Annotated in this window: 7 protein-coding genes; all 7 read left to right on the top strand. The window is 41.0% G+C overall.

Translation table 11 applies throughout. The features are described from left to right. Positions 1 to 16: 16 nt before the first annotated feature. The 7 genes from ABJF57_RS01515 (at position 17) to sov (ending at position 14466) form a co-directional block, all read left to right on the top strand. Positions 17 to 217, top strand: a complete 201-nt coding sequence (locus tag ABJF57_RS01515) for a Sec-independent protein translocase subunit TatA/TatB (RefSeq protein ID WP_462231953.1) — start codon at positions 17 to 19, stop codon at positions 215 to 217. Positions 218 to 220: 3 nt separating this feature from the next. After that, positions 221 to 1654, top strand: a complete 1434-nt coding sequence (gene gatA, locus ABJF57_RS01510) for an Asp-tRNA(Asn)/Glu-tRNA(Gln) amidotransferase subunit GatA (RefSeq protein WP_462231955.1) — start codon at positions 221 to 223, stop codon at positions 1652 to 1654. Between the two features lie 3 nt (positions 1655 to 1657). After that, positions 1658 to 3025, top strand: coding sequence for a lytic transglycosylase domain-containing protein (locus ABJF57_RS01505; protein WP_462231957.1), 1368 nt, complete (start codon positions 1658 to 1660; stop codon positions 3023 to 3025). An 84-nt stretch (positions 3026 to 3109) separates the two neighbouring features. Next, positions 3110 to 4195 (top strand): DUF4837 family protein, encoded by a 1086-nt coding sequence (locus ABJF57_RS01500; RefSeq protein ID WP_462231959.1) that lies wholly within the window; start codon positions 3110 to 3112, stop codon positions 4193 to 4195. 83 nt (positions 4196 to 4278) lie between these two features. Beyond that, positions 4279 to 6561 carry an NADP-dependent malic enzyme gene (locus tag ABJF57_RS01495; protein ID WP_462231961.1) on the top strand — a complete coding sequence of 761 codons (2283 nt, stop codon included), beginning with the start codon at positions 4279 to 4281 and terminating at the stop codon, positions 6559 to 6561. Positions 6562 to 6729: 168 nt separating this feature from the next. Next, entirely contained in the window at positions 6730 to 7323 is a 594-nt protein-coding gene (gene ruvA / locus ABJF57_RS01490) for a Holliday junction branch migration protein RuvA (RefSeq protein WP_462231963.1), read from the top strand. 117 nt (positions 7324 to 7440) lie between these two features. Next, positions 7441 to 14466 carry a T9SS outer membrane translocon Sov/SprA gene (gene sov, locus ABJF57_RS01485; RefSeq protein ID WP_462231965.1) on the top strand — a complete coding sequence of 2342 codons (7026 nt, stop codon included), beginning with the start codon at positions 7441 to 7443 and terminating at the stop codon, positions 14464 to 14466. The last annotated feature ends 61 nt before the right edge of the window (positions 14467 to 14527 follow it).

Below are 14527 nucleotides of genomic sequence, written 5' to 3'. Positions count from 1 at the left end.
AATAAATTTAAAAGCAATGCATACATCATTATTATTTGCAATGCCAGGGTGGACTGAGATGATTATTATCGCTCTTTTCATTATCATTTTTTTCGGAGCGAAAAAAATACCTGAGATCGCACGAGGCATGGGAAAAGGCATCAGAGAGTTTAAAGATGCGACCAAAGAAATCAAGAACGAAATAAACGAGGGTTCGAAAGAAGAAACTAAGGCTTAAACCTTGAAAAACTTCCAATCACTCTCTGATATTCAATCAGAGGTTAGTGCAGGTAAACTTTCTGTTTCAGAGTTAGTTGAGCACTATTTGAAAAACATCGATGAAAAAAATGGAAGGCTTAATGCCTTCCTTTCTATTTATGGCGAAGACGCCATAAAGCAGGCCAAGCTAATTGATGAAAAAATTCATAAAAACATAGCTGGAAGACTTGCAGGCATGGTCATAGGAATCAAAGACGTCTTTGCCTATGAAAATCACCGGCTTCAATGTGCAAGTAGTATTCTTGAAAAATTTGAATCGCAATTCACAGCCACTTGCATTCAAAGACTCATTGATGAGGACGCAATCATCATTGGCCACCAAAATTGTGACGAATTTGCGATGGGATCGTCCAATGAGAATTCCGCTTTCGGTGTATGTAAAAACCCGGTCGATGAATCCCGCGTACCAGGAGGCTCATCAGGTGGTTCTGCAGCAGCAGTAGCGTCTGATATGTGCCAGGTTTCCATAGGGTCAGATACAGGAGGGTCAGTACGACAGCCAGCAGCATTCTGTGGGGTTATTGGATTAAAACCAACCTACTCACGTATTTCAAGATATGGATTAGCAGCCTATGCCAGTTCCTTTGATACTGTGGGCATTCTTACCAAGAGCCTGTCGGATGCAGCCATTGTTTTAGAAATAATGTCCGGTGCTGATGAATTTGATAGCACAGTATCAAATAAAAAAGTGCCCCGGTTTTCTGACTTCAAATCAAAAAATAAATATCGAGTTGCTTATCTCAGTGAGACGTTGAGTCATGAAGGCCTCAATCCTGAAGTGAAAGAGGCGACATTGCAGACCATTGAACAATTGAAATCGAACGGGCATGAAGTGAGAGAGGTAAGTATGTCACAGCTTGATTATGTGCTTCCTACCTACTATGTATTGACAGCTGCAGAAGCAAGTTCGAATTTATCCCGATATGACGGTGTGCGATACGGGAAACGAGCAAAGAGCGTTGATCTTGAGGGAATGTATAAAGAAAGCAGGTCAGAAGGCTTTGGAGAGGAAGTTAAGAAAAGGATCATGACGGGAACTTTTGTTTTGAGTGCAAGCTATCACGATGCATACTACACCAAAGCACAAAAAGTCCGCAGATTGATATCTCAGGAAACGAACAACTTGTTGGATGAGTATGATTTCATCGTATCTCCAACGACCCCAACCACAGCATTCAAAATTGGAGAATTTAAAAGTGACCCAATTCAAATGTATCTGGAAGACCTTTATACTGTTCAAGCAAATGTGGCAGGTATTCCAGCAATTTCAATTCCAATTGGAGCTGACAATCAAGGGTTACCTATTGGTATGCAATTGATGTCAAAAAGCTTTAATGAGCTCGAATTAATTGATATTTCAAATCAAATCATTACTTTCAAAGATCAAAACGGATAGCATATGACACGAAAATGGTTCCTAATTGGGATTATATTCATTTCATTAGTGGGGAAAGGCCAGGATTTTCAACTTGCTGAAATCATTCCTGACAATACTTATGATGAGATTGCAGATCGCATGAGCTGCATTGAAAAAGAGGTTCCACTGGTCTTCAATGAGCGTGTGATGGCTTTTGTTGATTATTTCGCAATCAAAGATCGAGCGTACACGCGAGACATCATTCGTAAGAAAGAGCTCTATTTTCCGTTGTTTTCCGAGACGCTGGCCAAGCATAATATGCCTGACGAGCTTAAGTATTTGGCCATTGTTGAGTCTGGCCTAAGGCCTAATGCCATTTCACGAGCAAACGCAGTTGGGTTATGGCAGTTTATTTCGTCTACAGGTAAAATGTACGGACTCCATAGCAATTGGTATGTAGATGACAGAATGGATCCGATAGAAGCAACAGATGCAGCTGCAAGGCATTTGAGAGATTTGTATCGCATGTTTGATAGCTGGGAACTGGCTTTGGCTGCTTATAACTGCGGCCCGGGAAATGTAAGAAAGGCGATAAGAAGGAGTGGCTATAAAAGAGAGTTTTGGGAGATCTATCGCTACCTACCAAGGGAGACACGATCATATGTTCCGCAGTTTGTGGCAATTACGTATCTATTCAACCATCTAGAAGAGCATGGATTTGATGAGAGTCCAGAAGTTTTCTATCCGGAGATGGATACAATCATGATTTCACAATATTTCCATGTGGAAACTTTTTGTAGTCAGCTTGGAATTTGCCTTGACGACATGCTTATGTGGAATCCCCAGATAAAAAGAGGCGCACTACCGGAAGGAACGAAGAACTTTGCATTGAATGTGCCAATAGAGTGGAAAGAAGAAATTGTTGCAAATAGAATTGCGCTCTATGACACGGCTTCAAAAGTTGGGAAAAAGCATTTGGACTATTTGGCAAGAAATACGCCAGGTAGTACCTACGGAAGAGAAAGGCTGTATTATCGCGTACGAAGTGGAGATGTGCTGGGTACAATAGCCAGGCAGTATGGAGTCCGTGTTTCAGACATACGATCGTGGAATAGAATTAGAGGAAATCTGATTCGTGTAGGCCAACGCTTGAGTATTTGGGTTTTGCCAACGTACAGTTCAAGTACGAAAAAACTCTATACAGCTTCTGCTGCTAAGCCAAAACCCAAACAAACTCCAACACCTCCATCTTCGATTACTGGGTTGGGTAAGACCTATACGGTAAAATCCGGAGATTCATTGTGGAGTATCAGCAAGAACAATAACACAAGTATTGAGAAACTAAAACAAGCAAATAAGCTCACCTCCAACAAGATCAAGCCTGGACAGTCGCTGGTTATACCTAACTAGTTCAGTCCTTATTCAATAAAACCCCTAAGTTTGAGAGGTCGGAACAGTTTTTGCTAATCAACTTACACATCGAAATAGGATTTTATGTTCAAAAACATACTTCTTTTAATTTTTATAGCTGTTGGATGCAGCGACGCTGCAAAAGAGAATCGAAGGAAAGATTTGCTACCAACTGCTAGGGGAGAGGCGGATGAGATTATCTTGGTTGTTGACTCAACTCAATGGGCAGATACACTTGGTTTAGGAGTAGAACTGCGAAAAACGTTCATGGCGCCTATGCTAGGACTGCCTCAGGATGAATCACTCTTCAATGTGAGTAAGGTCAATCCAAGGAGGTTAAACTCTGTCCTTAAATCAGCAAAAAATATGGTTTTTGTGATGACCCTGGACAGCAAGACGCCAGACAGTCGGGTACTTCAACAATTCTTTACCGATCAGTCGCTCAATCAAATAAAACGTGATACTTCGATTTTTATGAGGCCGCAAAAGGATCTTTTTGCCAAAGGACAAACAGTACTTTTTTTGTTCTCATCTAGCGAAGACCTGCTTGCGCAAAAAATCAACTACAATCGATCAGCAATTAGAGAGTTTTTTGAAACTTCCACACGTGAAACAATAAAAGGGCAGCTGTTTAACAGTACTCAGAAACAACTGGAAGCTCGGATGAAAGAAAATCATAGTGTCGGTTTGACCATTCCCTTTGGCTGGGAGAAGGCAAGGGACTTGAAGGATTTTGTATGGTTTAGAAAGATGGATGCCCAGACCGAGCAAAGCATTTTTATCCACTATGAGCCGTATCGAGATCAAGGAGTTTTCAATGAAATCGGCAAATTTAGGGACAAGATTACGCGCGCTAATTTGTACGATGGAGAAAACAGAGAAGTATATATCAAGCGGCAAGAAATTATTCCAGTATTTACTGAGCGTGTCAATTTCAATGGACATTTTGCCGTAGAGGCACGAGGACTTTGGAAAATAAGCGATAACTCACGTGGTGGGCCATTCCTAAGCTACACCATTGTAGATGAAGAGTCGGGACTGATTTACTACATCGAAGGTTATGTTGATTCGCCAGGAACTCGCAAAAAGAACCTGATTCGAGAAGTAGAAGCTATCCTTTCAACCTTCAAAACTAAAAATGATATAGAGGCGTCAAAAGATGCATCTTAATCCATTCGAATAATTGCTTATTCCTTTTTAGTTGGTGACCTTTGAAGCCGGAGCAATCCGTTCATCAACGATAACATTAGAGAATGAGTACAACCAAAGTTAGGCCTAAGGAGGCGTTAGAATATCACTCAAACCACCCGGCGGGGAAGATTGAGGTGAACTCGACTAAATCGGTGAGTTCGCAGCACGATTTGGCCTTGGCCTACTCGCCTGGAGTAGCAGAGCCTTGCAAAGAAATTGCCAACAACCCTGAAGACGTTTATAAATATACCGCTAAGGGAAATCTTGTAGGAGTAATATCTAATGGGACGGCTGTACTCGGATTGGGAAATATTGGGCCTGAAGCGTCAAAGCCAGTAATGGAAGGCAAGGGTGTCCTTTTTAAGAAATTCGCTGGAATCGACGTATTTGATATTGAGATAAATGAAGAGGATCCTGATAAGTTCATTGAAATTGTAAGGTCCCTTGAGCCTACTTTCGGGGGTATTAACCTCGAGGATATCAAAGCTCCTGAAAGTTTCAAAATAGAGCAAACGTTGCGCAAGCAAATGAATATTCCAATCATGCATGATGATCAGCATGGGACGGCCATTATATCAAGTGCAGCACTTCTTAATGCATTAGAGGTTTTAGGGAAAAAAATTGAGGACTTAAAAATTGTGGTCAGTGGCGCAGGTGCTGCAGCAATCGCCTGCACTGACTTGTATGTATCCTTAGGTGCCAAAAAGGAAAACATTCTGATGGCCGATAGTAAAGGGATATTGAATGAAAGTAGAAAAGGATTAGATGAGATAAAGTCTAAGTACGCCACAAGTCAAAAAATTGATACGCTGGAGCAAGCACTAAAAGGAGCAGATATGTTTCTTGGTCTTTCGATCGCCGACGTTGTGACCCCTGCTATGCTTAAATCCATGGCGGACAATCCAATTGTATTTGCATTGGCAAATCCCGATCCGGAAATAGCATATGATTTAGCCATGAAGACCAGAAAGGATGTATTGATGGCAACCGGTCGCTCAGATCATCCCAATCAAGTCAATAATGTGCTTGGCTTTCCTTACATCTTTAGAGGCGCTTTAGATGTAAGATCCACAGCAATAAATGAAGAAATGAAGCTAGCGGCCGTGAAGGCAATTGCAGAGCTGGCAAAAGAACAGGTTCCTGATATTGTATTGAAAGCCTATGGAAAGTCGAGCATGAGATTCGGTAGCGAATATTTGATTCCAAAGCCAATGGATCCTCGATTGATTACTACCATTTCTCCGGCTGTGGCAAAAGCGGCGATGGATTCAGGAGTTGCACGAATTCAAATAAAGGATTGGAAAAAGTATGAAAATGACCTGCTGGAGCGAGTTGGGATAGATCAGCGATTAATTTCTCGCTTTGTTTATAGAGCACGTCAAAACCCTAAAAAAGTTGTCTTCGCCGAAGCGGATCATGTGAATATTCTGAAAGCAGCACAGATGACGAAGGATGCTGGAATTGGAACACCTATTTTGATGGGGAAACAAGAAGTGATAAAAGCACTTATTGAAGAACATGAGCTTGAAGCTATCAAAGACTGCGACATCATTGATCCTCGTGAACACATGGACAAAGTGGAAGCCTTTGCCGAAGAATATACGCGTAAGCGTCAACGGAAAGGCATGACCATGCACTTGGCTAGAAAAGCCATGACGAGCAGAACCTACTTTGGGATGATGATGGTGGAGAAAGGAGAAGCTGATGTTTTGATCTCCGGACTATCAAATGACTACCCTAAAACAGTCCTTCCAGCACTTCAAATTGTAGGGATGGAAGAAGGTGTAAGCAAGGTCGCAGGCATGTATATTATGAATACACCAAGAGGGAATTATTTCTTTGCCGATACTACTGTGAATATGAATCCAACTGCTGAGGAGTTGGTGGAAATCATTGGACTGACACATAGAGCGGTCAGGTTCTTCGATTACGAACCAAAAATGGCAGGACTTTCATTTTCAAACTTTGGCTCTGCGAAAGGAGAAGTGCCTGAAAAAATGTCAAAGGCAGTGAAACTTGCAAAGAAGCGATGGCCGGAGATGATTATCGATGGAGAAATACAGGCCAATGTAGCTTTGAACAAGCATTTGTTAGAAGAGCTGTATCCCTTCAGTGACCTCAAAGGACATAATGTAAACACCTTGATATTCCCTGATTTACAATCGGGCAACATCGCCTATAAAACACTCATGGAAATAGGAGGGACAGAAGTGATTGGACCGATCTTAATGGGAATGAAGAAGTCTGTGCAGGTCTTGCAGCTGGGGAGTTCGGTAAAAGAAATTTACAATATGGTGGCAATTGCTGTTGTAGATGCAGGAGTAGCCGATAGAGAAGGATTGTAATTACTTGATGCTCTATTTCCAAAGGTATCAGGTCAAAAATGCCTGTCAAGCTGTATGGAGACGGGGCAATACATTTGAATATGAGCATCTATTGCATAAAAGAGCACCAAAAATGACTCATTTTATGTGAGAGCAGTTAGGCTTAATATTCTAACTATTTTTGCCGCTATGATTACCTACCTAAAAGGTCGATTGGCCTTCAAAGATCCAACCCATCTTGTCATTGATGTTGGTGGTGTCGGATATGAAGTGAAAATAAGCCTCATCACTTACGCACAAGTCAAGGATAAAGAAGATATTCTTATCCAAACCTATCTTCATGTAAAAGAAGATTCGCACACGCTTTTTGGTTTTTTTGAGCAATCTGAGAAAAAGAGATTTCTAGACTTACTATCCATAAATGGTGTGGGACCTAGTACAGCTCTTATGATTTTGTCTTCTCTAGATGCAAAAGAACTGCAGGCAGCAATTGTGCAAGAGGATGTAAAAACCATTCAGTCTGTAAAAGGAATTGGAGGTAAAACTGCACAGCGTATTATCCTGGAGTTGAAGGATAAAATGAAAAAAGAAGGACTACTCGATAAATCAGTAGAAATTAAGCCTAGATTTGATAATACACTGCGTTTTGAGGCGTTATCAGCATTGACAACTTTGGGGATAAATAAATCAGCAGCAGAAAAAACTGTAGATAAGATTTTGAAAGAGTATGGTGATGAGATTAAACTTGAACAATTGATCAAACAGGCGCTGAAGCGGTCATAACCAAACCGACACTACTAACTACAACTTAAGAGCTTCTTTTTGAAAGTAAATTTTCATATACGATTCCTTTTTGCGATTCTTATTTTGAGCTGCTGGCTACCTGCGAATGCTGTGTACATGCAAGAACAGGATACAGTTAAGAGCGATACTGTGGGGCCATATGAACCAAGCAATAAACCCACATTTCAGCCGAGCTATAGATTTGGAAATCCTTTTTCATTTAGAAGTTCCAGGTCACCTCTTTTTCTAAGGGACCCCTCTCAACTAGACATGCAGGTTCAGTTCAACCCAGACACCACGGCTCAAGATGCTGGTGTCACCTACTCCGTATATGAAAATATCGGATCGTTGGATTTTAGACCGGCGTCTTTCATGACATTCAATGAGTTTAATAGATACAATAACTCCCAACTCAATAGAGAATATTTTAAAGAAAGATCTGCTGGACTAGATGGTGAAAGTGCAGTAAGCGGGCGTAGCTTAATTCCACGATTGTTTATCAGTCCGGTTTTTGATAGAATCTTTGGAGGAAGCTATGTTGATATCCAGCCCAATGGATTTGTAAACCTAGACTTTGGTGCTCGGTTTCAACGGATAGATAATCCGGCAATCCCTTTGAGGCAACAGAAAAATGGAGCGTTCAACTTCAATCAACAGATAAGCATGAATGTTGTCGGGAAAGTAGGAGAGAAACTCGAAATCACTGCAAATTTTGACAATAACAACACTTTCGATTTTCAAAACAACCTCAAGGTGGTTTACACTGGGTATGAGGAAGACATCATTAAAAAGATAGAAATTGGTAATGTAAGTATGCCAGTCACAAATTCTCTCATGAATGGTGCTCAGTCACTTTTTGGTATTAAAACCGAACTGCAGTTCGGGAAGCTTTACGTAAGTACAGTACTCTCTCAGCAGAGGGGCCGAAACGAGACGCTAACAATTGAGAGCGGTTTTCAAGGACGTGAATTTGAAGTACGAGCTTCAGAGTACGAAGAGAATCGTCATTTCTTTTTAGGACATTTCTTTAGAGATAATTACGAGCAGTGGCTTACGGCACTTCCTCAGATTACTTCTGGGGTAAATGTAACCAGGGCAGAAGTGTATGTCCTAAACAGGAATAATGACACCCAGACCACCCGAAACATAGTAGGCTTTATGGATTTGGGTGAAGGAACAGTGATATACCGGCCAGATGAGCCCAATGTTGGAAGTGGTAGAGGTGGCCCTACAAGGAATCCTGCAAATGATTTATTTGCTAACCTAACATTGCAATCAGCAGATGCGGTTGATAGCTATCTACGATCCACGTTCCCAACATTCGAGAGTTCCACAGACTTTGTGAAAGTGACAACTGCCAGAAAACTTGATGAAACCGAGTATCGAATCAATCGGGAGCTTGGCTATATCACGCTTACTAGAAGTTTGGCGGGAGATGAGGTACTGGCGATCGCATATGAGTACACGTTCAACGGTGCTGCTTATAAAGTTGGGGAGTTAACAGAGGACTATCAAAGCCGATCTGATGATCAGGTGATTTACTTAAAAATGCTCCGCCCCAACCGGAATAACCCTGACGTTCCAAGCTGGGATTTAATGATGAAAAACATCTATAACCTCAATGCTGCTCAAGTTGGACAAGATGGATTTGAACTAAGAGTTATATATCGGGATGATAACACCGGTCAGGATAATCCATCACTTCATGAAGGAAGAAGGCTTAAGGATAGACCGCTCATTCAGGTTTTCAATTTAGATCGATTAAATCCCACAGGGGATAGATCTCCGGATGGAAATTTTGATTTTATACAGGGCATCACGATAGATACGCAAAATGGAAACATAATCTTCCCAATTTTGGAACCGTTTGGACAAACATTAAGGGATCAATTCGATTCAGATGAAGGAAGGCTTATTGACAAGTATGTTTTTGATGCATTATATGATGATTTAAAAGCGACGGCTGAGCAAGATGCATCAAAGAATAAGTTTGTTATTTCCGGTAAACTCACTTCGGGAGCTTCCAATGAGATTACGCTACCGGGGATTAACATTGCTGAAGGATCTGTTATTGTAACTGCGGGGAATACACCGCTAACTGAAGGCCTTGATTATACGGTTGACTACACCTTGGGGACTGTTAGAATCTTGAACGAGGGGATACTAAGTTCTGGTAAAACCCTTCAGGTTTCATACGAAAAAGCAGATCTGTTCAATTTTCAAACCCGAACCCTAACAGGAGCTAGGCTAGATTATAGATTCAATGACAATTTCAACATTGGAGCTACAATCCTTCACCTGAACGAGCGCCCTGGCGGAATTTCAAGATATGCTGTCGGGAATGAGCCGACAAGCAACACCAAGTATGGATTTGATATAAACTATCAAAATGATTCCAGGTTCTTAACAAAAATGGTAGATAAGCTACCATTGGTAAATACAAAGGCGACATCTACGGTTACCTTCAGTGCTGAATTCGCACAGCTTATTCCGGGCACCAGCAACATTGTGAATGGTGAGGGTACATCGTACATAGATGATTTCGAGAATGCAATTACCCCAATCAATATCATGGGGTGGCAGGCATGGAAGCTTGCTGCTACGCCAATCGTTTTTCCGGAGGCACAAAGTGGAAATTCTGGATTGAGCTATAACTATCGCAAGGCCAAAATTGCTTGGTATACCGTTGATAATAGTATTTTTTATCGAGCGGGAGGAAACAATAGGCCTGGAAATATTTCCGATACAGACCTGCAAAATCATTACGAAAGAGCTGTTCTTCCTCAAGAAATTTTCCGGCAGAGGGATCAGACGTTGGTCAATTTTAATGAGCCGATCTTTGATGTAGCGTATTTCCCGGAGGAAAGGGGACAATACAACTATAATCCCTCAACAGACTCTGACAACAGATTACCAAACCCAGAACAGAATTGGGGAGGAGTCACTCGGGCCATAACCAATGAAGTAAATTTTAATAAAACCAACATTGAGTATATAGAATTTTGGTTGATGGATCCATTTATCAACGGCCCCAATGGAGTGGTAAAAGATGGTGTAGTAAATGGCAATGCCAGTGCGGATAATGATGGAGGACAACTATACCTCAATCTGGGAAGCGTATCGGAGGATATTGCTCCTGATGATCGGCATGCGTTTGAAAATGGATTGCCAGCCAATGGAGAAATTGGCCCAATCAGTACCTGGGGCCAAATTACAACTGATCAGTACTTAACTAATTTCTTTGAAAATTCGCCAGGAGCTCGAGAGAATCAAGATGTTGGAATTGATGGATTAAAGGATGCTGAAGAGAGTCGGATATTGCAGGAAAATGGCATTGTGCTTGATGTTCAGGAAGATATTTCAGCAGACAATTTTCGCTATATTTTGGATGGAGAATACGATATAGCAGATGCGAAGATTGTGGAACGATATAAAAATTGGAATGGAATGGAGCGAAACTCTCCCGTTGGAGGAGGGGGAGGAAATTTCATTCCAGCGTCAACCACCCTTCCAGACAATGAAGATATAAATCAGGATAATACCATCTCTGACGTTGAAGAATATTTTGAATATAGGATAGATCTAACTCCTAAAAGTCAGACGGTTAATCCTGAAGGTGGAAACCTTGAGCTTAATGAATACATTGTAGATCAGATTGAAAGTGGTAATGGAGAATCTAACTGGTATTTATTTCGAATTCCAATTCGGAATTCTGGGAGACCGGAAGGAAACCCTTCTTTCGAGAATATTAAATATGTGCGGATGTATTTAACAGGTTGGAGGAGGCCGGTTGTTTTACGATTTGCTCAGATGAGGATGGTTGGGAGTCAATGGAGAAAGTTTGATCGAGCGTTGAATGAACCGGGGCTAGATGCCATTCCAAACATTGAAACTTCTGATTTTTCAGTGTCTGTAGTAAATATTGAAGAAAATAGCACAAGTACTACTGGAGGTGTCAGGTATGTGTTGCCACCAGGTTTGGATAGAGATATTGACAATACCACAACTCAGAATAGAAGAATAAACGAGCAGTCACTCCAGATATGTGTAGAAGATCTGGATGATAAAGATGCGCGAGCTGTATTTAAAAACGTATCCTACGATCTGATCAATTATGGAAGAATGAAGATGTTTTTTCATGCTGAGGCATTCAATAACGATATGGTGCTGGACAATGAAGTCACGGCTTTCATGAGGTTGGGAACTGATTTTGATGAGAATTACTATGAGGTAGAGGTGCCACTCACCATCACTCCACCAGATGTCACCGGGAGTATAGATGAAGTAAGACGGCAAGTGTGGCCGCTTGAAAATGAAATTGATATTTCTATCAAGGAACTATTGGGGATAAAGTCTGAAAGGAATCGGGCCAATTTGGATGAAAGCATTCTGTACTCGGTCCCGTCCAATGATGGTAAGTACACATTTACGATTAAAGGAAGACCAGATATAAGTGATGTAAGAGTTTTAATGATCGGAGTAAAGAATCCGGGAGACCAATCAAGTTCTCCTAAATCTGTGTGTATCTGGGCAAATGAACTCAGAGTTACAGATTTTGATAGCAATGCAGGTTGGGCTGCCAAAGCTTTTTTCAGCACAAAACTTGCAGACTTAGGTACCATTCGAGCTTCGACAGGGTATACGTCTATCGGGTTTGGAGGAATACAAAATAGAATTTCAGAAAGAAGTAGGGAGGAAGTGAAATTTTGGGATGTGTCGGCCAATTTAAATTTGCAAACATTCATGAGGCCAGATAAGACGGGACTTATCGTCCCAATGTATGTGAGCTATTCTAAGAATACAAGTACGCCACAATTCGATCCTTTTGACCCAGACGTACCATTGGAAGCTTCTTTAGAGGCTCTTGACAATAGCGCAGAAAGAGCAAGGTATCGACGAATAGTAGAGGATAGATCAGTTACCAGAGACATCAGTTTCCTAGGAGTCAGGAAAGAGAAAATAAATAAGGAGTCCAGGAGTAAGATTTATGACATTGAAAATTTCTCGTTTAGATATTCCTATAGCGATACTCGAACGAGTGGGCCTACCAGAGCTCTTTATTTCATAAAAACAGTCAGTGGTGGGGTTGACTATGATTTTACGCCTGCACCATGGAGTTTTGAACCATTTAGTGAGTCTGAGAAGCTCTCTTCGCCCTATTTAGCCTTATTAAAGGACTTCAATTTTTCACCCGTACCTAGCAATTTCTCATTCTCTACCACACTGAGAAGGGATTTTCGATTGACTCAATACTACAACAATGACCTAACTACGGAAGGCGTAGATCCGCTCTTTGAAAAGACGTTCACTTTTGCAAGAAATTATAATTTCAGATGGGATATTACGCAAAGTCTGGGTTTGACTTACCAGGCAACAGCCAATGCTGTTATCGACGAACCGGAAGGAATAATTGAAGGTGATATTGATACCCGATTCGAGAGAAAGTACATATGGGATCAAATATTTTCTTTGGGAAGAATGAAGAACTTCAATCAGAATATTGCGCTGAATTATAAGCTTCCACTCAGTAAAATCCCTTTTACAGATTGGCTCTCATCTGATGCGAGATATTCCGTAGGGTATGGCTGGATTGCTGGAGCCATTAATCGAACGCGTAGCGATACGGTTAGCCTTGAAAATGATGAACTGTTTTTTGGAAATTTTATTGACAACCAACGCACCATTGGATTAACGGCGAAGGTAGACATGAACAAAATTTATGATAAAGTCACCTTCTTAAAAAACGCGAATACACCTCCGGCGAAAGATGAATCTGTAGGTCCTGGCAACCAAGCGCTGCGGTTTTTAATGATGCTAAAATCCGTAAATGGAACTTATAATATCAATGAAAGTACCTCCCTTTCCGGATTTAAGCCCAATGCTTTTTTGTTTGGATTGGATAGTGGATTTAATGCGCCAGGGATAGGATTTATCTTGGGAAGTCAAGATCCGGGAATCAAACAGAAGGCTGCTGATAATGGATGGATTGTGAGGAATGAAAACCTGAATTCTCCTTTTCAACAAACATTTGGTACGGACATTGATATTCAGGCCGATTTGCAACCTGCAAAAGACCTTAGGATTCAATTAAACTGGAATCGTGGACTCAACAATCAATATCAGGAGATTTTTCGTTTTGATTCTAATACAGGAGGATTTGAGACACTCACTCCTTCTAGAAGCGGCAGTTATGCAATTTCATTTCTATCCATTAAGACAGCCTTTCAAAAAGATGCAGCTGACAATTCATCAGAAGCATTCTCTCAGTTTGAGCAAAATTTGATTGATGTAAGAGAGCGGCTGAGTAGAATCAATCCAAATGGAGACTATGATACTCTTTCTCAAGATGTTTTGATACCTGCATTCATTGCTGCGTATTCTGGCAAGAGTGTAGAGAACACTGATTTGACGCCTTTCCCCAAAATGCCATTGCCAAACTGGCGCGTTGATTACACCGGACTAATAAATATTCCAGCATTGGCCGAAATTTTCTCTTCAATTACCATTTCACACGGATACAATTCAACCTATAGCGTTTCAAGCTTTACCAATTCATTGAACTACGGTGAAGATTTTATCGGCTTACAAAATGACATTCTGGATTATCCGCTTGCCCGGGATGATAGCACGGGAAGACTTGTTCCAGTCTATATCATCAATCAAGTAATGATTTCCGAACAGTTTGTCCCCTTAATTGGCTTCAATATTAGGACAAAAAATAATATTTCGACTCGAATGGATTTCAGAAAGAGCCGAAGCTTAGCACTAAATATGTCCAATGCACAAGTAACAGAAACTACCAATAACGATGTTACGATGGATCTGGGGTATTCTAAAGTTGGCTTTAAACTACCGTGGCGTTGGCAGGGGAGAACCCTCACTTTGGAAAATGATCTTACATTGCGAGTGGCCGCATCCGTCAGAGATAGTAAAACTGTGCAACGCAAAATCAATGACAAAAGCACGATCACGAATGGTAATCTGCAATGGCAGATACGTCCTTCAGTCGAATATAAGATCAATAACCAGCTGAACTTTACTTTCTACATGGAAAGAAATGTTACAGACCCCAAAGTTTTAAGTTCCTATAAGCAAGCAACCACAACTTTTGGAATTCAACTAAGATTTGATCTAGCACAGTAGGATCAGTTCGCATGGAAGTTTTATTTTTGACGCCCGTATAAAATCTAAGACAAAAAGACAC

This window comes from Ekhidna sp. (assembly GCF_039940915.1).
Lineage (GTDB): Bacteria > Bacteroidota > Bacteroidia > Cytophagales > Cyclobacteriaceae > Ekhidna.
This window is presented reverse-complemented; position numbering and strand designations above follow the sequence as displayed.